The sequence below is a fragment of the Synechococcus sp. H55.10 genome (assembly GCF_047502715.1).
GTDB lineage: Bacteria > Cyanobacteriota > Cyanobacteriia > Thermostichales > Thermostichaceae > Thermostichus.
The window spans coordinates 40103-59383 of record NZ_JANSJJ010000019.1; the positions used below are offsets into that span (position 1 = coordinate 40103).

The window sequence follows — 19281 nt, forward strand, 5'->3', positions numbered from 1 at the left end:
CGGATCGGTTACGTGTTAGGACAGGACAACTGAATAAGCCTGGGTCAATCTGCGCTGCAGTTGGTCTGCGGCGGGAGAGGGTGGTTCTCCTCTCTGGGGTCAAGTTCTACCAGTTCAGTGGCGGCTCTGTTTAGAGGGCCGCCGCTTGTTATGGTTTGCAAGTTGTCTGGCAAAATAATAGGGATGCCCACGGTTGATGCGTGTTGCCTTCCCTTGTGGTTTATCCGGCTACGTCGGGTGATCTGGATTCCTTAGCCGAGGTTCTCGCGCAGGCTTTTCACCCCCCACTGGGTCTGCAGCGCTGGATCTACCCGATTCGCAAGCTAGGGATCCGCGAAGATTTGCGCCTCAAGCTGGCGGCCAGGGATCCCTGCTATTGCTGCCTGGCGGCGGCGGTGGGGGCCAAGGTGGTGGGAACTGCCGAGATCTCTCTGCGGCGCATGGCCCATGGCAAGTATCCCTATCTTTCCAACTTGGCGGTGCTGCCCGCTTGGCGGCGGCGCGGGATCGCCCGGCAGCTTTTGCTGAGCGCCGAAGGGGTGGTGCAGGGCTGGGGCTATCGCCAGTTGCATCTGCACGTGGTGGCGGACAATCTGCCCGCTCGACAACTCTATGCACAACTGCGCTACACTCCCGTCCAGCGCACCTCTCAACTTTGGCAGTGGTTGGGGATCCCGCCCCAGCTTTTGCTCTGCAAGTGGCTGACGTAAAGTTATGTAAACTGGAAGGGGGGAGCTAGAGAGGTGTTGCCGTGATTGTCAAAAAAGTGGTGGGTAGGATTGGGCGCTGGCTGGGCCTGGCAGGGTTGTTTGCGGCTTTGCTGGTGAGCGTTGTGGGTGTTCAGTCTGCCCTAGCCCAGTGGGGCACCACTCCCCTGCCGGAGATCGGGGCGCCGGCCCCAGAGTTTGAGCTGCCGGATCAGTTGGGCCAGGTGCGGCGGCTGGCGGATTTTCGCGGCGAGTGGGTGGTGCTCTACTTCTATCCCCGCGACTTCACTTCCGGCTGCACGATCGAGGCCCGCCGCTTTCAGCAGGATCTGCCCAAGTTTCGGGCTCTGGGGGCGCAGATTGTGGGCGTAAGCGCCGACTCGGTGGACTCCCACCGGCGGTTTTGCACGGCAGAGGGGCTGCAATTTCCTTTGCTTTCCGATCCTGAGGGCACCGTTAGCCGCGCCTACGGCTCCTGGATGGGGGAGATGGCTCTGCGCAACACTTTTTTGATCGATCCTGACGGGATCCTGCGGGCCATCGACCCAATTGTCAATCCCTCTCGGCACAGCGCCGAGGTCTTGGCCCAGTTGCAAGAGCTGGCCCGGGCCGGCTAGTCCTGCGGGCCAAAGGTCTGCTCGAACTCTTGCAGCAGCTCGTCGATCTCCTCGAGGGCCTGGTTGACATCGATGCGCAAGCTGCCCAGGTCTGGCTTTTCCAAAAGCTTGACCAAAGCTGGCCGGCGCTCGCGAATGCGCTTGATGCGCTCTTTTAAGGCGGCAATTTCGGCTGCGTCCATGGCTACAGAGATTGTTTTAACTCCTCCAGCCTATCGCTTTCCCACCCGGATCGTCGCTCACCGCGGGGATCACAGCCACGTTGAGGAAAATACCCTGGCCGCTTTTACGGCGGCCATCGAAGGCGGGGCCGACGGGATCGAGCTGGATGTGCGCCGCAGCGGCGACGGGATCCCGCTGGTTTTTCACGATGCCGAGCTGGAGGGCCAGCCGTTGGCGGCGCTCACGTGGGCTGAGATCCGCGCCCGCAAGCCCTCGATTCCCAGCTTGGAAGAAGCGCTGCTCCACGTCAGGGGCAGGATTGCCCTCGATATCGAGCTGAAAGAGGCGGGCTATGAAGAACAGATCCTCGCCCTTATCGGCAAGCTCTTGACCCCTGCAGAGTGTGTGATCACTTCCTTTTTGCCCCAGGTGGTGCAACGGGTGAAAACTCTTCTGGGACGCTCGCACCTTGAAGGGGCCGCCCCCCAGGTTGGCCTGTTGGTGGAAGCGCCGCCGAGGGAAGAGCAGGGATCCCTGTTGGCCTATTGCCGCGAGCTGGGGGCCGACTTTCTCGCTCCCCACTACGCTTGGCTGGACTTGCCGTTTTTGGCAGCGGCAGCCCGGGCCGGGATCCCGCTCTACGTCTGGACGGTGAACGATCCGGAGATCATGGCCTTCTGTTTGCGCCCGCCTGGGGAGGATCCCGTGGTTCAGGGGCTGATCACCGACCGCCCCCAGTTGGCGCTGCAAATTCGCGCCCAGCTCTGGGCCGCCTCCTGAGGATCCCCTGCTCTAGACCATGGGCACAAATTGCACCGGGAAAGCGCCCTTTTGCACCACCCCTTCCGGGGTTTTGTGGAGGATCAGCAAGGATTGGGATCCCTGGCTTTCGCCCACCGGCACTACCAACCGGCCCCCCACCGCCAGTTGATCCAGGAGCAGCATCGGCAGGGTTGGGGGGGCTGCTGTGACCACGATGGCGTCGTAGGGAGCGTGTTCCGGCCAACCTTGATAGCCATCTCCCTGGCGCACCTCCACGTTGCGGTAGCCCAAGGCAGCAAGGGTTTGCTGGGCACGGGTGGCCAAGGGGGACAAACGCTCCAGACTATATACCTGTCGGGCCAGCTCGGCCAAAATAGCCGCCTGGTAGCCGGATCCGGTGCCGATCTCCAGCACCACCGACTCAGGGGTGAGGCGGGCCGCCTCGGTCATAAAGGCAACGATGTAAGGCTGAGAGATCGTCTGGCCGTAGCCAATGGGCAGCGGGCAATCCCTGTAGGCGCGATCCTGCAGCTCCGGAGGAACGAAAAGATGGCGCGGCACCTTGCGCATTGCTTCCAGCACCCGCGGATCGCGGATCCCCCGCTGCAAGATTTGCTCCCTCACCATCCGTTCCCGTTGGGCAGCAAAAGGACAAGCCTGCCTCTCCCCACCGCCAGCAGCAGGCTCAGGAGCCCCCAACTCGGCAGCCCGGATCCCTGGGTCGGCAGTCCTCCTAAAAAAAGATGAGAACAGTCTGACCATTGGCCTACACCCTCCCAAGATGATGGGCCGCGGGGATTTTGCTCGAATGCTGCGCCGCAATTGCACAAGATCGCGGATCCCTGAAGGCTTCCACCTCGATCCTGGCCCACTTTCCCAAGGACTTCCAGCTTTCATCAAGAGATTGTTGCCAAGCCTGCTGCCGCAAAGTCTCTCGACAACCCGGAAAGCTGAACCCCTAAGGGTTGGGGAGGGCCAAAATTGTAAAGTTTTGTGCGCGATCCGTCGGGACGAGCGATTGCTGGCCTTTCTTTGCCCGCTCTAGTCTTTAAGAGGAAACCAGAAGTTCTTGCCGGAATTGACACAAAAATGCGGCACAATACTCTTAAAACAGCAAATTTCCCGACTTGCGCTCATCCGCCAGAACAATGTTAATATCTGTGTCGGGAAGTCTCCGTACTCCCTCGCGAACGCACCTTGAAAACCTTATGGATTCAAGCTTTTCCGGGGGTAGGGTTGATCCCTACCTTTTCCCCGCAAGGGGACGGAAACATCATCACCGGGTCTTGGGACAGGGCTGCCGCCACCAGGGTTGATCCCTACCTTTTCCCCGCAAGGGGACGGAAACCACCACATCAGCGATACTGGCAGGATCAAAGCGTAGTGTTGATCCCTACCTTTTCCCCGCAAGGGGACGGAAACCTCGGTCGAGGCCGTCGTGGCCGTCCACGTCACTTCTCGTTGATCCCTACCTTTTCCCCGCAAGGGGACGGAAACGCGCTGGGCAGGCGCACCCTACGCCCCTGCACGGCTGGTTGATCCCTACCTTTTCCCCGCAAGGGGACGGAAACGCCCCCGTTGCTGCCCCAACCCGAGGTGGTGCCGGCCCAGGGTTGATCCCTACCTTTTCCCCGCAAGGGGACGGAAACCGGGGTATTATTTCCTTCCCCAGCATTCGCATCAAGCCGTGGGTTGATCCCTACCTTTTCCCCGCAAGGGGACGGAAACACGTTCGTCCAGGACCCTTCGAACGGGTGAATGGTCACGATCGTTGATCCCTACCTTTTCCCCGCAAGGGGACGGAAACGTCGGCGCCCCTTTCGGCATGAGCTGATCGGCGAGATGTTGATCCCTACCTTTTCCCCGCAAGGGGACGGAAACTCCCCAGGAGTGTAGATCGCCCCAAGGGAGAGGCCCTGGGCCTTGTTGATCCCTACCTTTTCCCCGCAAGGGGACGGAAACCTCCTCAAACCGGGCGGGGTCGGCCCGGTCGGAGAAAGGAACAGTTGATCCCTACCTTTTCCCCGCAAGGGGACGGAAACCTGTTTGTGGACAACCGTTTAATTGCCGGCCTGGAAGGTTGATCCCTACCTTTTCCCCGCAAGGGGACGGAAACGGTTCTGGTGGCGGGTAGGGCAACTCCCTTCCGTCGGGAGCGTTGATCCCTACCTTTTCCCCGCAAGGGGACGGAAACAAGCCAATACTAAAATGCTCATCTTGGGTGGGCCTAGCGTTGATCCCTACCTTTTCCCCGCAAGGGGACGGAAACGGTGTTCATGCAAAGAGAAAACCCAGCCCTATTGTTTGTTGATCCCTACCTTTTCCCCGCAAGGGGACGGAAACCCGCAAGCCGAAGAGCTTTCATCCTGTCCACAGCTCGCGTTGATCCCTACCTTTTCCCCGCAAGGGGACGGAAACGCCGGGTCGTCAATCCACCGGTAGGTAGCGGGAGCGGGTTGATCCCTACCTTTTCCCCGCAAGGGGACGGAAACCCGCGTAGTAGACAACGGGCGCCAGAACCAGTTAACGTTGATCCCTACCTTTTCCCCGCAAGGGGACGGAAACGAAGCGGTCGGGGGACCCGGCGAGAGGAATTCCCATCTTGCGTTGATCCCTACCTTTTCCCCGCAAGGGGACGGAAACAACCAGACTTCCCAGCCCCGAGAGGCCAGAAGTCTGATCGCGTTGATCCCTACCTTTTCCCCGCAAGGGGACGGAAACAATCAATCAGGGCTGAGGCCCAAGGAGAGACGAACCATGGTTGATCCCTACCTTTTCCCCGCAAGGGGACGGAAACGCCAGGAACTCCGAGAAGGCAGTCTTCCCCGTTCCCGGTTGATCCCTACCTTTTCCCCGCAAGGGGACGGAAACGGCCAGTGAGAAGAGACCACTACCGCACCCAGCCGCGGATCGTACGGTTGATCCCTACCTTTTCCCCGCAAGGGGACGGAAACCTTCCCGCACCTGCCGGTGGCTGTAGACCTCGTCGGTTGATCCCTACCTTTTCCCCGCAAGGGGACGGAAACATCCGCTTGAGCCTCGACAAAAACTTCTTGAAGCTCAAGTTGATCCCTACCTTTTCCCCGCAAGGGGACGGAAACGCAAGGCCGCGCCCTCGACCCGGCCGACCCCCTGCGCTGGCTGTTGATCCCTACCTTTTCCCCGCAAGGGGACGGAAACCCCAAGCGCTACGCGCCTGCTACGAGCTGGACCAGCCGGCGTTGATCCCTACCTTTTCCCCGCAAGGGGACGGAAACCCGTCAGCCCCCCTGATAAGGGGCACGACGGTTGGGAAAGTTGATCCCTACCTTTTCCCCGCAAAGGGACGGAGTTGGACTTGGTGACAGATTGGGAACTGTCCTGGGGGTGTCTGGGGAAAAAGCCCAAGTTCACTAGACTGTAAATGTGATTTAGGGTACAGATTTATGACGACTGTCTCCGCTGCTGCTACCCCCGCTAGCACGACGCTGCTCAACATCTGGCAAGTGTTGGCCGAAAAGTTTGCCGATCACACTGCCCTCAGGGATCCCCATGCCCAGCCAGTCTTTGAGATTTCTTATGGTCAGCTCTTTCGCCGCATTCAGACCTTGGCTGCCGGTTTGCAAGCTTTGGGCATTCGCCCCGGGGATCGGGTGGCCATTTTTGCCGATAATTCCCCCCGCTGGCTGATGGCGGATCTGGCCACGCTGTTTACGGGAGCGGTCAATGTGCCCCGCAGCGCCGTGGCGGATCCGGCTGAGCTGGGCTACATTTTGCGCCACTCCGGCAGCACGGCTTTGATTGCCCAGGATGTGAAGACCCTGAGGCGGGTGCAGCCGGTTGTGCAGGAGCTGGGCCTGGAGCGGCTGCTGCTGCTGTCCGATGAAGAAGAGCCGGGGGTATTGAACTTTTCTCAGTGGCTGCAGAAAGGGCGGGAAGGCCGCTACGAGCCGCCGCGGCTGGAGCGATCCCAGTTGGCCACCATCATCTACACCTCTGGCACCTCTGGTCGCCCCAAGGGGGTGATGCTCAGCCACGGCAACCTGATGCACCAGGTGGAGAACTTGAGTGTGGTTGTACAGCCCCGGCCAGGGGATAAGGTGCTGACCATTCTGCCCACTTGGCATTCTTATGAGCGGGCCTGCGAGTATTTTCTCCTCAGCCAGGCCTGTACGCTGGTCTATACCAACCCTCGCTTTATCAAGCAGGATTTGCAACAGGAGCAGCCCCACTATCTGGTGGCAGTGCCCCGCATCTGGGAGACGGTTTACGAAGGGATCCAGAGACAATTAAAGGAAAAAAGCCCCCTCATGCAGCGGCTGATCCACACCTTGATGGCGGCCAGCGAAGGCTACGTGCTCGCCGGGCGGATAGCCGGCAACCAGTCGATTTTGCACTACGGCGTCAGCCCTTGGGTGCGAGTGGGGGCCCGCCTGCAACAGGGGCTACTCTGGCCTGTGCACCGCCTGGCCGATGCGCTCATCTACCGCAAGGTGCGGCAGGCTTTAGGCCCCAATTTTCAACAGGCCATCAGCGGCGGCGGATCCCTGCCCGCCTATCTGGACCTGTTTTACGAGGTGGTGGGCATTTCCATCCTCAACGGCTACGGCCTTACCGAAACCTCGCCAGTGCTGTGCGCGCGCCGTCCCGACAACAATGTGCGCGGCACGGCTGGCCCCCCCTTGCCAGGCACGGAGTTTCGCATTGTGGATCCGGAAACCCGGCAGCCGCTGCCCCCCCGTGCGAAGGGGCTGATCCTGGCGCGGGGGCCACAGGTGATGATGGGTTACTACAACAATCCAGAGGCGACCGCCCAGGTGCTCAGCCCCGACGGCTGGTTTGAAACAGGGGATCTGGGCTGGCTCACCCCCGACGGGCAACTGGTGATCACCGGCAGGGCCAAGGACGTGATCGTGCTGCTTAACGGAGAGAACGTCGAGCCCCAGCCGCTGGAAGATGCCTGCCTGCAATCCCCTTACATCAGCCAAATGGTAATTGTCGGCCAGGACCAAAAGAAACTGGCCGCCCTCATCTACCCCAACCTGGACGCCCTCAAGGCTTGGGCCGCCGGGCAAGGGATCCCGGCTGCTGAGGCCGAGCTGCTGGCCCACCCGCAGGTGCGCGCGTTGATCTTGCGGGAGGTGCAAACCCGCATCCAGGAACGTCCCGGCTACCGGCCCCACGAGCAAATTGCCGACTTTCGCTTTTTGCCAGAGCCCCTGAGCGTGGAAAATGGCCTCCTGACCCAGACGCTGAAGATCAAGCGCAACCCGGTAGCCGAGCGCTATGCCCACCTCATCCAGGAGATGTATCCGACAGGGAGCTAAGTTTGGGATCCCCGTTGTTGCTCCAGGTGGCGCCGGAAGGTCTCCGGGGGAATGGCCCCCCGGTAGGCCCCACAGTAGTAGAGGGTGAGCACCGCCTTGTAGGCCCAATCGGTCGGCACCACGTCTGGGAAGGGGCTGGGCAGGGTGTCTGCTTGGTTGGCGGCGCAGGCCTGCAAGATCTGCTCCGTGGTGAGCTGTTCGGCCAGATCGGGGGGCAGCTCCCGCAGGTTGGGCTGGGCCAAAGCCGCTCCAGATAGTCTCAAACTGGAGAGAGCTGCGCCCACAAGAGCTTGGGTGAGGAGGTCTTGCACTTGCATTGGAAGTGATCGACGAGGAGAAATCGGTCGGGTAAGTCCCTTCTCTAGGGTAGTACGGATGCAAAGAGCGTTTGGATCTGGATAGAAGTCTCAGCCGCTCTGTTCCCAGATTAAGATGCAAAAAAACCCGGAAGCAAAAGGAGACGGCGGGATCCCCGAACGGCCAATCCTCTCCTTGCGGGGTTGATGAAGTGTTGAGAACAGGTCGAGGCCAATGAGCTTATCCAAAGGGCCAAGTTTTGACAGCCTGGATCCGCCGGATCCCAAGCTAATCGATGCCTGTGTGCACTGCGGGTTTTGTCTGACCACCTGCCCCAGCTACCGCGTCCTCGGCAAGGAGACAGACTCGCCGCGGGGGCGCATCTATCAGATGGACGCCCTCAATCAGGGGCAGATTTCCCTTTCGGTGGCCACGGTTTCCCATTTCGATACCTGCCTGGGCTGTTTGGCCTGTGTTACCGCCTGCCCCTCAGGAGTGCGCTACGACCGGCTGATTGCCGCCACCCGCCCGCAAATCGAGCGCAACTACCCACGCGGTCTTTGGGATCGCCTGTACCGCCAATTTATCTTCTTCCTCTTCCCCTACCCGGAGCGGCTGCGGCCTCTGCTTTGGCCGCTTTGGCTCTATCAGAAGATGGGGATCGGCGCCTGGATCCGCCAAGGGCTGGAAAAAGTCTCCCCGCGACTGGCGGCCATGGAATCGCTCATGCCCCCTCTGGAGGTGGAGCAACTGCTGCCCAAGCGCTACCCGGAGCAGATCCCGGCGGTGGGCGAGCGCCGCTTTCGCGTGGGGCTGATCCTCGGCTGCGTGCAGCGCCTGTTTACCCCGCAGGTGAACGAGGCCAGCATTCGCGTCTTGACCCACAACGGCTGTGAGGTGGTGATCCCGCCTGCCCAGGGCTGTTGTGCGGCCTTGCCCCACCACCAAGGGCAACTGCAGCAGGCAGAAACCCTAGCCCGCCAGATGGTGGATGCTTTTGCCGGCTACGAACTGGATGCCATTTTGGTGACTGCCTCCGGCTGCGGCCACACCCTCAAGGAGTACGGCCACCTTTTGGCCAAGGATCCCGACTACCACGAGAAAGCGGCCCAGTTTGCGGCCAAAGTCAAGGATATCCAGGAGTTTCTCGCTCAGGTGGGGCTGACTGCTCCCCTGTACCCCCTGCAGCCGGATCCCTTGGTGCTGGCCTACCAAGATGCCTGCCACATGCTGCACGGGCAACGCCTCAGCCAAGAGCCGCGGCAACTGCTACGCCAGATTCCGGGGCTGGAGCTGCGGGATCCCGTCGATGCCGCCCTCTGCTGTGGCAGCTCCGGCGTCTACAACCTGCTGCAACCCCAGATAGCAGATGAGCTGGGATCCCAGAAGGTGGCCAACCTCCTCAACACCGGTGCCCAGGGGATCGTCTCCGCCAACATCGGCTGCCGCCTGCAAATCCAGAAGCACCTGCAGGGCAAAGCCGGGATCCCCATTTATCACCCGATGGAACTCCTGGATCGCGCCCTGCAACCGGCGGCAACTCCTTAACCCCCCTCTCCCTCTGGGAGAGGGGCCGGGGGTGAGGGATGGGAGAGGGGCCGGGGGTGAGGGCTATTCCAGCAACAGGCGCAAGTCCAGGTGGGGCCGCCACCGCTCCGCCAGCCGCTCCAGCAATTGCTCCCGCTGCTGAGCATAGTGGCCTTCCAGCTCCGGCAAGGGATCCCAGCCTTTTTGGCGGCGCAACTCGTTTAGCCAGTGTCGCCGCCAGCGGTGATTGTCGAAGAGGCCGTGCAGATAGCTGCCCCAAATCCGGCCCGTGGGATCCCGCCAGCCCAGGTTCTCTTGGTCGAAGATCGGCAGGCAGCCAGCGGGATCCGCCTGGGTGGATCCCTGGTGGATTTCGTACCCCTGGACGGGAGCAGGAGCGGGCCAGCAGCTTTGTGTCTGCACCTGCCGGGTAACTTTGGTGGGGTGCAAAACAGTGGTCAGAGGGAGAAAGCCCAGCCCTGGGTAGGTGCCGGCAACTCCCTCTAGGCCATCGGGATCGGCGAGGGTTTCCCCCAACATCTGCAGTCCGCCGCAGATGCCGACGATGTGGCCGGAATAGTGGCGCAGTTGGTCGGCCAGGCCGGTCTTTTGCAATGCCAACAGATCCTTGAGGGTGGTTTTGCTGCCGGGCAGGATGACGACATCGGGGGATCCCAGGCTTTGGCCGGGGTGAATCCAGCGCAGATGGACGCTGGGCTCGGCCAGCAAGGGGTCGAAATCGGAGAAATTGGCCACCTGGGGCAGGCGAACCACGGCGATTTCCAGGGAGTCTTCCCGCCTGGGACGGCGATTTTCCCAGAGTTGGGGGCCGGCCTCGATGCCCAGCGAATCTTCCTGGGGCAGCACCCAATCCAGCCAGGGCAGAACCCCAACCACCGGGATCCCGGTGTAGCTCTCCAGCCAATCCAGGCCGGGCTGCAGCAGCTCCCGCGAGCCGCGAAACTTGTTGATAACAATGCCGCGGATCAGGGCTCGTTCTTCCGGTTCCAGCAGTTGCAGCGTGCCCACCACATGGGCCAGCGCCCCACCCCGGTCGATGTCCGCCACCAGCCAAGTGGGGGATCCCAAATGCAAGGCGACCCGCATATTTGCCAAATCCCGATGCTTGAGATTCACCTCCGCCGGGCTGCCTGCCCCCTCGCAAACGATCCAGTCGTACTGCTGTTGTAAGCGGGCCAGGGCTTCTTTGACCGCTTGCCAGGCCGGCGCAAACCAGCGTTCGTAATACTCGCCGGCGCGGCAGGTGCCCACCGCCACTCCATTCAAGACGATCTGGGAAGTCAGGTTGCCCTGGGGCTTCAACAGGATCGGGTTCATCTCCACCGCAGGCGGGATCCCGGCGGCCCAGGCTTGCAGAGCCTGCGCGTAGGCGATCTCTTTGCCCTCGGCGGTGACATAGGCGTTGAGGGACATATTCTGAGCTTTGAAAGGGGCAACCCTTTTTCCTGCTTTCTTGAGAAGGCGACAGAGGGCCGTTACCAAAAGGGTTTTGCCCACATGGGAAGAAGTTCCCACCACCATCAAGGCTCGACCTGAACGGCTCACCCCGGATCCCTCACCCTTGGTTGCAAGCTGTCGCCATTCTCTCCACCGACCGTCGCGCCCAGACAGGGCATCCGTCGGCAAAAGCGACTCCCCAGTTCCCCCGATCAAAACGCTTGCAGTGTAGATTCGCGGCTGCGGGCCTACAACAGATCCCAGCAACCTGCGCCTCTGCACTTGCCAGACTTTGAGCTGGGGCAGATGGATTCGAACCACCGAATGGCGGGACCAAAACCCGCTGCCTTACCGCTTGGCGATGCCCCAATTCACATTGCTTAACCAGCTTAACCAATGTAGCGATGCAGGCTCAGGTCTGTCAACGGTTGCGCTGGCCTCCTGTATCGTGGGGAAGCGGCAGCTCTTCGCCAAGGCTGGAGCCAGCGTCAAAGGGGTTCAGAGAGAGAATGCGAGCCACCTCGAAGAAATAGGCACGGATCTCCGGCCCAAAGTAGATGACATCCCCACTCTTCAAGTAGTGGGTAGCCACCCGCATGCCGTTGACAAACACCCCATTGGTACTGGCCTGCCCCTTGCGGTTGCCGTCGATCAGGCAGTAGGTAAACCCTGTCCGGCTGGACTGGGTGGACACCCGCACCAGGTAAGCATGGCGACGCGAGACAAACCGGTTGACGATCTGAATGGCGTTGGAGGGATCCCGGCCAACCGTGTAGATGTTCTCCCGCAGGATGTAGCTGCAGGGCCGCACAGGATGGCAAACGGACAGGGTAAACTCCGGGTGAGACAACGGCTGCTCAGGGACTTGGTCGAACAGATCCAGCGGCAGGTCAAAGCCTTGGCTGGAAAGAGAACTCCCCCCGCCCACCTCTGTGATGGAGGTCAAAAAGTCGTCGTAGCTCTGTGGCAACAGCGTTTCCTCCTCGACGCTCAACCGCATGCCCGGCAGCCTAGCTCTTCAAGTCTAAGCCCTTAAACCTTAGAGTTCCTCAAAACCCTACCCTTTGTACCACTTCCAAAAAACTCGGCCTCGGCAGGCTGTCGGAAAACCCACAAGCCTTGATGTACCCTACTATACGCCACAGGCGGCTTTGGAGATACTCCGTTTCCCAAAGAAAATTAGGTTTGGGTTCAAGTCAAAGCTACTCGTGTTTTAACGGATCCCTTGGGAGCCACAGCCTTGGCCGCGGGCGGGCTATTCTGGGTAGCAGGTTTGTAGCCTTGAGGTGTGGGTGTGACGGAGGCCCTGTTGCGTCGGTTGGATGTGGCCACAGAGGCGGCTCTGGAGGCAGGGGCTTTGCTGCGCAGTTACGTGGGGGGCAACCTTGCCATTGAGGAGAAACGCCCGGGCGACCTGGTGACGACAGCGGATCGCGCTTCCGAGGAGCTGATCATAAAAATCTTGAGGCGGCACTTCCCCGAAGACGGGATCTTGACGGAAGAATCCGGCCAGCAGGGATCCCCGCAGGGCACCTATGCCTGGATGATCGATCCCCTTGATGGCACCACCAACTTTGCCCACGGCTATCCCTTTGCCGCCGTCTCTATTGGTCTGCTGGAGGGGCGGGAGCCGGTGCTAGGAGTGGTCTGCGACATCTTTCGCGGGGATCTCTTTCGCGCCGTGCAGGGGATGGGAGCCACCCGCAACCGCCAGCCCATCCGCGTCTCCTCTACTACCGAACTCTCCCGCAGCCTCTTGGTAACCGGCTTTGCCTATGACCGGCGCGAAACCCCGGACAACAACTACGCTGAGTTCTGCCACTTCACCCACCTCACCCAGGGAGTGCGCCGGGGCGGATCGGCTGCCCTGGACTTGGCCTACGTGGCCACCGGCCAGTTGGACGGCTATTGGGAGCGAGGTCTCTCCCCCTGGGACATTGCCGCCGGGATTGTCTTGGTGCGAGAGGCCGGCGGCAAGGTCACTGCCTACGATGGCAGCCCGGTGGATGTGTACAGTGGCCGCCTGCTGGCCAGCAACGGCTGGTTACACGCTGCTCTTCAGGAAGAACTGGCCCAGGTCAGCCCCCTGCCGGTCTCCTTCCCCATGCGGCGGCCTCGAGAGCGAAACGGCCAAAGATAAAGATGAGGTAAAGTTCAGGCAAAAATTGGGTAAGCTTTACGCACAGGCCCTTATGGCTCCTCCCCAAGGTCAGAGAGATAGCTTGGCCGGGAAAACACTCCGGCGTTGTTGTTGGGCGGCAGGATTTGGCCTGGCGCTTCTCTTGGGGATCCCGGCCTACCCTCAGCCTGCCCAAAAACCAGCCCTGCCCGCTCCTGCCGGCGAGCGAGCCCAGCCCCCCGATTCCCGTTGGGCCGAAATTCAGGCGCGGGGGCGCATCCGGGTTGGCCTGGATCCCAGCCTGGGCCCGGCTTACCTCTACACCGACCTAGAGCGGCAAACCTACGCCGGCTTCGAGTGGGATATCCTCGAGGCGCTTGCCCAGACGCTGCAGGTGCAGGTGGAGCCCGTCTACGTGGCTTGGAGTCAGCAGTTGGCGGCTTTGCAGGCAGATGAGGTGGATCTCATCTGGGGGGCGCGGGAAGCTTTGGGCTTGGATCCGCAGCAATTTCTCGCCACCCGGCCCTACTACCTCAGCCCGCAGCGCTTGGTGGTACGGGATCCGGGGCCAGGGGAAACTCCCATTGAGGCGCTGTCGCAATTATTTGGCCGCAAAGTGGGCATTGTAGTGAACAGTACGGGAGCAGCTCTGTTGGAGGCGTACAACGAGAGGCGGGGCAACGCCATTCGTCTTTTTGCCACCAGCAACCCGGAGCGCCTGTTTGCTCAGCTCCAGGCCGGCCAGTTGGATGCCGTACTCGTCGATCAGCCCGTTGCCGCCCTGAGCCTGCGCCAGGCGGGATCCCGGCTGCGCCTGGCGGGGCCGCCTCTGTTCCCGATTCCTCTGGTGGGCGTGGTATCCTCGCAGCATCCTTCCCTGAAGGAAGCCGTGGATGGGGCAATCGCAATCCTGACCGAGAACGGAACTTTGCAACGCATCTTGGAGAAGTGGCAACTATGGGATCCAACTCTGATGTCCCCCGCCTCAGCCGAGGACTAGCCCGCTACGAGACGGACCATTTCGCCATCTTGGGCGTACCCCTCACCGCCGACTCCAAAGGGATCCGGCGCGGCTACCTGCAGGCGGCCAAGGCCCTGCACCCGGATCGGTTTGTCGGGGATCCGGAAGGGGCAGAGCGGGCCAACGTCCTCTTTGCCAAGCTGGTCAGCCCGGCCAACGAAGTGCTGACCAAGGAGCGGGAACGGTCAGAATACGAGACTGTGCTCAAGCTGCGCGTTCAACGCCTGCTGGAGTCGCCGCCCCCCGATCTATGGCCCACTGGAGAAGCCGTCAAAGACCTGGCCGAGCGCTCTGATTGGCAGGAAGAATACGTCCGGCGGGTGGAGAAGCTGGCCAAAGAGCAATACAGCTCTATGACCACGCTGCTGGAGAAAACCGAGCAACTGAGCGAGCTGAACCTGGCCTACCTGCTGCTCAAAGCCGGCTACAAAGGGATCCCCGCCCCTGCCGCCAGAACCACCACCCTGACTGGGATCCCAACCCCTTCCCCCAGCCGCACCACCTTGGGTGGGATCCCGGCCAGCTCCCCCGTTCCGTCTCCTACTGCCCCGCCCACCCCGCCCCCAACTCCGCAACTCAGCCCCGCTGAGACTCGCTTCCTGCAGGCGCTGGACATGATCGAGCGCAAGCAATACCGGGATGCGGTGCAGTATCTGAACTTCGCCATCAGCGCCCAGCCCAACGTGGCCCGCTACTATCTGCACCGGGGTATCGCCCACCTCAAGCAGGGCAACGCCGGCATGGCCAAGGCCGACTTCCTGCAGGCCAGCCGCCTTGAGCCGGGCAACGCCGAGTTGATGGCGGAGGTGCGCCGCTGGTTGCAGCAGGTCACCACCCAGCAGCCGGTTCCCGTCCCTGCCGCCAGCCGCCAGACGTCCCAAGCCCAGAAAATCGTGCCACCGCCGCGCAAAGAAGACAACGGCGGCTTCTGGAGCCGCCTCTTTGGCAAGAAAAAGTAGGCCAAACTCCGCTCAGGAAGCGCCCCCCAGCACCAGCAGCGTGACCAGGGATCCCGTATTCCAGAGGCTGTGCAGCAGGATGGGGGCCAGCAGGTTGCGGCTGTGGCTGTACACCACCCCCAGCACCACCCCCAGCATGGTCAGCGGCAGCAGATCGGAAAGGTTGAGGTGGGCAAGGGCAAAGGTGAAGGCGCTGAGCAAGATGGCAGCCCCCATCGGCAAGTAGCGGCTCAGCGTAGGCAGCCAAAAGCCCCGGAACAGCACCTCCTCAAAAACGGGGGCACAGACAGACACCACGGCCAAAAACAGCAAGCGCGCCCCCCAGCCGTGGCTGTCCAGCAGCAGGGGCAAGATGGGGTTCCCACCCCCTGCTTGGGGCAGCAGCAACTGCGACAACGCCGCTGCCAGCACCACCAAAGGCAGGGCCACCCAGTAGCCGCATAGGCCCCAGAGCGGCCAAGGGCCCCACAGCCGCACCTGCAACGCCTTCTGCCAACCGGGATAGATCCGAAGAAGCCGGTACAACAGCGCCGCCCCCAGCAGAGCGCCGGCGTTGTAGGTGAGAAACAGGGTCACCGCCTGATGCCAAGGGCTGAGCTGTTGTGCCCCCAAGCCGAGCAGAACCATGTAAAGGCGAGGCACCAAGGTATTGAGGAGAATGAACCCCAAAAACCAACCGGTCAGCACCGCCTGCGCTCCGATCCCCGGCCAAGGCACCTCCCACGGCGGGCCGAGGAGCGGACGTTGGCGCCAGAAGCTCCAGCCCAGCCAACCCAACAGGAGGATTAGCCCCAGCAGCGCCCCCAGCACGGGGATCCCGCCCACCACTGCCAGCCGGAACAGAGCTGCCAAGGCCAATTTTTCCTGCTCCTGGTTGAGGGCATTGAGGCTGTCGCTGCGCTGTTGCAGCCGGTAGAGCTGCTGCAGGGCCACTGCCTCAAACCAGCCGTCCAGGTGGTTGCGGATCTGCACCTCGGCCTCCGGCAAGATGCGCCGTGGCGTTCCCCACAGCCCTTGCAAGAGCCGCGCCACCCCTTTTTGGCGGGATTCCAGCTCCAAGGGACGTTCTGGATCGATCACCTGCTGCCACTGCTGCTGGGCTGCCTCCAGATCCTCCTGGTAGGCGGAGAGCAGGCCCAGGCGCAGCCGCAGGGCGTCCAGCTCCGCCTGCAGCTCCTGGACAGAAGCCAGCAGAACGGGATCCACTTCTTCTGGAGTTGAGGCTGGCCCCACCGCATCCGAGAGGCTGGCCAATTCGGATCTGCCCGCCTCCGAGGGAGTCGCCCTTTCCAGCCGTGCCATCCGTTTGAGGCGCTGCAGGCGTTCGGCGTAGTTGTCGGCCACCTGCCGGTAGCGATTGTGGGCCAGCTCGAAAACGTTCTGCCCCAGCAAAGCCCGCGCCAGATCCTGATAGCGGGGATCGTCGAGGGTGCGGGCAGCCTGCAGGGCGAGATGGGTTTGCAACAGATCCAACCGCGTTTGGGGCGGCGGCTGAAACCAACTGCTGGAAAGCGAAAGCCCGACAATCAAAAGGGCCAATAGGCTCAGCAGGTTGAGGATCCCACGGCGAACAGAAAGCCAATGGGGATCGACCGAGGCCGTGGCGTCAGAGGGAGACATGACAGCAACAGAGGCAACTCCAGCGGGTTATATCCTAGCTTCTATTGGCTTCGGCAGGATGAAGGGGTCAGCGGCGCTCTAGCCAATAACGGTAGATGGGCAGCCCCAACTGCAGACACTGCCACTCCCGCTCGGTAGGAATACCGAAGGGGTTGTCATCGATGGGCCCCTGGCAGGGATCCCAAAACTGCGGATGGTCTAAAAATCGAGCTGCCATTTCCTCGGCCACTTCCCGCACGTCCGACTGCAGGAAGACGGGGCTGCCCGGTTGCAGCAGCAGGGCCAGATCCGCCACCAGTTGCGGTTGGACGATCCGCCGTTTGTGATGGCGCTTTTTAAACCAGGGATCCGGAAATTGGATGGTGACTCGGCTGAGATCCCCCGGGGCAAATAGATGCCGCAGCGAGACGTTGATGTTGGCAAAGAGGAAATGGACGTTATCCAGCCCCAGCTCGTCCCGCCAAGCATTGGCCCGCTCCACCAGCGGCTGTCGAATCTCCACGCCCAAAAAGTTCCAGTCGGGCTGCTCCTGGGCGATGCGCAGCAAAAAGCGTCCGCTCCCGCTGCCGATATCCAAATGAAAGGGTTGCCCCAGCCGCCGGTACACCCGTTCCCAGTGGGGCGGGGGGGTGGGCTGTTGGTATTGCGCCTGTAGGGGGTTGACGTGTTGCCGCAGCCGCTGGCCAAGACCTTTCTGCAGCGGGATCCCTGCCCAAGCGGGGGAGTCCTTCTCAGGTTGGGTTACCTGCTGTGCCCGTTGCACGTCTGTTTCCATAGACCACCTCCTGCCGCTAGCTTCAGCCCTCCCCCCAAGGGATCCCAAAAGATCCCCCAGTTGGGATGGAAAGGTAGAGGAGCTCTAGGCTACCACCGGATGCTGTCGATGACTTGCCGCAGGATCTGGGCCGAGCGGTGCAGTTGCTGTTGCTCGCTCTCGGTGAGGGACATGGCCAGCGTGCGCTCCACCCCCTGCCGACCGACCACTCTCGGCAAACTGAGGCAGACCTCCGGCAGACCATACTCCCCCTGGGTGAGGCTGCTCACGGTTAAAACGCGCCGCTGATCCCGTACCAGGGCCTGGACAATTTGCGTCACCCCCAGACCAATGGCATAGCTGGTGGCCCCTTTGCGGCGGATGATCTCATAGGCGGCATTGCGCACCTGCTCGAAGATGTCGCCCAAATGGGCGGGATCCCACTCCGGCGAGAGCTCGCCAATCGGCGTGCCGGCAATGTTCACCTTGCTCCAGACGGCCACCTCGCTATCCCCATGTTCGCCGATGATGTAGGCGTGCAGGCTCCGCGGATCCACCCCCAGCCGCTGGGCCAAAAGATAGCGAAAGCGGGCCGTATCCAACACCGTGCCCGACCCCAACACCTGCCCCGCCGGCAGCCCCGATAACTTCAGGGAAACATAGGTCATGATATCGACGGGGTTGCTCACCACCAGGAAAATGGCGCTGGGGCAATGCTCCATCAAGGCCGGGATCAAGCTTTTGAAAATCTCAACGTTGCGGTGAACCAGATCCAAACGGGTTTCGCCAGGCCGCTGCTTGGCTCCCGCCGTCACAATCACGACGTCTGAGCCGGCGCAATCGGCCAGCTCTCCCGCCCAGATCCGCGTCGGCTCCACAAAAGGGATCCCGTGCACCAGATCCATCACTTCCCCTTCCAGCTTGGCGCGGTCGATGTCGTGAAGAACCAGCTCATCGAGGGTGTTCTGGATCACCATCGAGTAGGCACAGGCCATGCCCACCTGCCCGGCGCCGATGATGGATCCCTTCAAAAGGCGGCGAGAAGTCAGTCCACTGGCTTGCTGCTCAAAGGGTTGCTTGGGTTGGCGCTCAGAAACGGTCATGGCTTCAGCCGCTACGCTTCCCTTCCCAGCTTAAGCCTGGCCAAGCGGAGAGCAAAATAGCATTGGGTAGTCCTCAACTCCGTTGCTGGGTTAGCCGTTGCCAAAGCTCCAGAGGAATGCGCTCGTGAGGACACTTCAGGGACCGAATCTGAGCCAGATCTTCCGGCAAGTAGTGCAAAGCCACCCGCGCCGTTGCATCGAGGAGACTGCGCCGCCGCTGGGGATGTTGCTCGGCTTCTCCCAAAAACACATCCAGCCAGCCATCCTGCTCCTGGTAGCGCATCCGCAAAGCAGAGAGAGAAGGCAGGGACTCTTGGCGGTAGAGCTGGAAGCCCTGCTCAGGGCTCCACCCCAGCCACCACTGGGGCGCCAGTTGCCCCAACTGCCGACACCACACGCCCGCCTGCACCTGTTGCCATGTCATGCTTGCCACTCCGCGACCCGTTCTCCTGAGAAGGCTTAACTGCAAATCTTTAGCAATTGCCATTTGGGTAAGCACTTTACCAGACCTTCCCAGCTTGATGCAACTCTTTATCAAAGAAAACCCCTACCATGCCCCTAATTTATTGAAAGTAGTTGCAATAGAGATATCCTGTAGCTGAGTTAAGTGGTGGAGTTATATCCCTCAGTCTGACTCTCTACAGCCTGTTAAGTAATCAAGGGGTACAGTAGCAACACTTAGCAAACCAACTTCGGAAGCAGGATGGATTGATCAGGAGTAAAGAAGTCTGCACTATCTGCTCCATGCTATACTTCCCAACTCTGGAAAACTGTCGAATAAAGTGCTTCAACACCGACCACATCATCTCAATAGGATTCAATTCCGGCGCATACACAGGCAGGTATAGAATTCGCGCTCCTGTCCCCCT

Annotated in this window: 18 protein-coding genes, 1 tRNA gene and 1 CRISPR repeat array; of the genes, 8 read left to right on the forward strand and 11 right to left on the reverse strand. The window is 61.3% G+C overall.

Annotated features, from left to right (window positions below):
* The first annotated feature begins 200 nt into the window (after positions 1-200).
* Both NW858_RS02175 and NW858_RS02180 read left to right on the forward strand, forming a co-directional pair.
* Positions 201-710 carry an N-acetyltransferase family protein gene (locus NW858_RS02175; RefSeq protein WP_414332792.1) on the forward strand — a complete coding sequence of 170 codons (510 nt, stop codon included), beginning with the start codon at positions 201-203 and terminating at the stop codon, positions 708-710.
* A gap of 44 nt (positions 711-754) precedes the next feature.
* A complete protein-coding gene (locus tag NW858_RS02180; protein WP_414332803.1) occupies positions 755-1324 on the forward strand; it encodes a peroxiredoxin in 570 nt (189 codons plus the stop codon).
* Here the strand turns inward: NW858_RS02180 and NW858_RS02185 are convergent.
* Positions 1321-1506 carry a hypothetical protein gene (locus NW858_RS02185; protein WP_414332794.1) on the reverse strand — a complete coding sequence of 62 codons (186 nt, stop codon included), beginning with the start codon at positions 1504-1506 and terminating at the stop codon, positions 1321-1323. The genes NW858_RS02180 and NW858_RS02185 overlap by 4 nt on opposite strands.
* Between NW858_RS02185 and NW858_RS02190 the strand changes: the two genes are divergently transcribed.
* Positions 1505-2266, forward strand: coding sequence for a glycerophosphodiester phosphodiesterase (locus NW858_RS02190; RefSeq protein ID WP_414519583.1), 762 nt, complete (start codon positions 1505-1507; stop codon positions 2264-2266). The genes NW858_RS02185 and NW858_RS02190 overlap by 2 nt on opposite strands.
* Before the next feature lie 12 nt (positions 2267-2278).
* On the opposite strand, the gene NW858_RS02195 is transcribed toward NW858_RS02190, so the two are convergent.
* Positions 2279-3010 carry a protein-L-isoaspartate(D-aspartate) O-methyltransferase gene (locus tag NW858_RS02195; protein ID WP_414519585.1) on the reverse strand — a complete coding sequence of 244 codons (732 nt, stop codon included), beginning with the start codon at positions 3008-3010 and terminating at the stop codon, positions 2279-2281.
* A gap of 473 nt (positions 3011-3483) precedes the next feature.
* Positions 3484-5581: direct repeats of the CRISPR family, unit length 37 nt; unit sequence GTTGATCCCTACCTTTTCCCCGCAAGGGGACGGAAAC.
* A 92-nt stretch (positions 5582-5673) separates the two neighbouring features.
* Here NW858_RS02195 and NW858_RS02200 point away from each other — a divergent pair.
* Positions 5674-7554 carry an AMP-dependent synthetase/ligase gene (locus tag NW858_RS02200; protein ID WP_414519587.1) on the forward strand — a complete coding sequence of 627 codons (1881 nt, stop codon included), beginning with the start codon at positions 5674-5676 and terminating at the stop codon, positions 7552-7554.
* Here the strand turns inward: NW858_RS02200 and NW858_RS02205 are convergent.
* Entirely contained in the window at positions 7551-7871 is a 321-nt protein-coding gene (locus NW858_RS02205) for a hypothetical protein (protein WP_414519589.1), read from the reverse strand. The genes NW858_RS02200 and NW858_RS02205 overlap by 4 nt on opposite strands.
* Positions 7872-8085: 214 nt before the next feature.
* Between NW858_RS02205 and NW858_RS02210 the strand changes: the two genes are divergently transcribed.
* Positions 8086-9399: a (Fe-S)-binding protein gene (locus tag NW858_RS02210; protein ID WP_414519591.1), complete on the forward strand. Its 1314-nt coding sequence runs from the start codon at positions 8086-8088 to the stop codon at positions 9397-9399.
* Between the two features lie 63 nt (positions 9400-9462).
* Here the strand turns inward: NW858_RS02210 and NW858_RS02215 are convergent, their stop codons facing one another.
* The 3 genes from NW858_RS02215 to NW858_RS02225 form a co-directional block, all read right to left on the reverse strand.
* Positions 9463-10920 carry a cobyric acid synthase gene (locus NW858_RS02215; RefSeq protein WP_414333762.1) on the reverse strand — a complete coding sequence of 486 codons (1458 nt, stop codon included), beginning with the start codon at positions 10918-10920 and terminating at the stop codon, positions 9463-9465.
* 213 nt (positions 10921-11133) lie between these two features.
* Positions 11134-11205 (reverse strand) — tRNA-Gln (locus tag NW858_RS02220).
* Positions 11206-11257: 52 nt separating this feature from the next.
* On the reverse strand, positions 11258-11836 hold the full coding sequence (locus NW858_RS02225) for an FHA domain-containing protein (RefSeq protein ID WP_414509724.1): 579 nt from the start codon (positions 11834-11836) through the stop codon (positions 11258-11260).
* A gap of 288 nt (positions 11837-12124) precedes the next feature.
* On the opposite strand from NW858_RS02225, the gene NW858_RS02230 reads away from it, so the two are divergent.
* From NW858_RS02230 to NW858_RS02240, 3 genes are read left to right on the forward strand one after another with little or no spacing between them, the layout of a single operon-like run.
* Positions 12125-12976 (forward strand): inositol monophosphatase family protein, encoded by an 852-nt coding sequence (locus tag NW858_RS02230; RefSeq protein ID WP_414519593.1) that lies wholly within the window; start codon positions 12125-12127, stop codon positions 12974-12976.
* 52 nt (positions 12977-13028) lie between these two features.
* Positions 13029-13955 (forward strand): ABC transporter substrate-binding protein, encoded by a 927-nt coding sequence (locus NW858_RS02235; RefSeq protein WP_414368558.1) that lies wholly within the window; start codon positions 13029-13031, stop codon positions 13953-13955.
* Positions 13913-14935 carry a DnaJ domain-containing protein gene (locus tag NW858_RS02240; protein WP_414519596.1) on the forward strand — a complete coding sequence of 341 codons (1023 nt, stop codon included), beginning with the start codon at positions 13913-13915 and terminating at the stop codon, positions 14933-14935. Before NW858_RS02235 ends, NW858_RS02240 begins: the two co-directional genes overlap by 43 nt.
* A gap of 12 nt (positions 14936-14947) precedes the next feature.
* Here NW858_RS02240 and NW858_RS02245 read toward each other — a convergent pair whose 3' ends face one another.
* The 5 genes from NW858_RS02245 to NW858_RS02265 all read right to left on the reverse strand — a co-directional run.
* Complete coding sequence (locus tag NW858_RS02245; RefSeq protein ID WP_414519598.1) at positions 14948-16555, reverse strand: type II CAAX prenyl endopeptidase Rce1 family protein; 1608 nt, start codon at positions 16553-16555, stop codon at positions 14948-14950.
* Between the two features lie 67 nt (positions 16556-16622).
* Positions 16623-17330: a tRNA (guanosine(46)-N7)-methyltransferase TrmB gene (trmB, locus tag NW858_RS02250; RefSeq protein ID WP_414333748.1), complete on the reverse strand. Its 708-nt coding sequence runs from the start codon at positions 17328-17330 to the stop codon at positions 16623-16625.
* 89 nt (positions 17331-17419) lie between these two features.
* Positions 17420-18340 (reverse strand): L-lactate dehydrogenase, encoded by a 921-nt coding sequence (locus tag NW858_RS02255; RefSeq protein WP_414519602.1) that lies wholly within the window; start codon positions 18338-18340, stop codon positions 17420-17422.
* Between the two features lie 145 nt (positions 18341-18485).
* Positions 18486-18836: a hypothetical protein gene (locus tag NW858_RS02260; RefSeq protein ID WP_414333746.1), complete on the reverse strand. Its 351-nt coding sequence runs from the start codon at positions 18834-18836 to the stop codon at positions 18486-18488.
* 232 nt (positions 18837-19068) lie between these two features.
* A partial coding sequence (locus NW858_RS02265) for a transposase (protein ID WP_414519600.1) occupies positions 19069-19281 on the reverse strand: 213 nt, incomplete at its 5' end.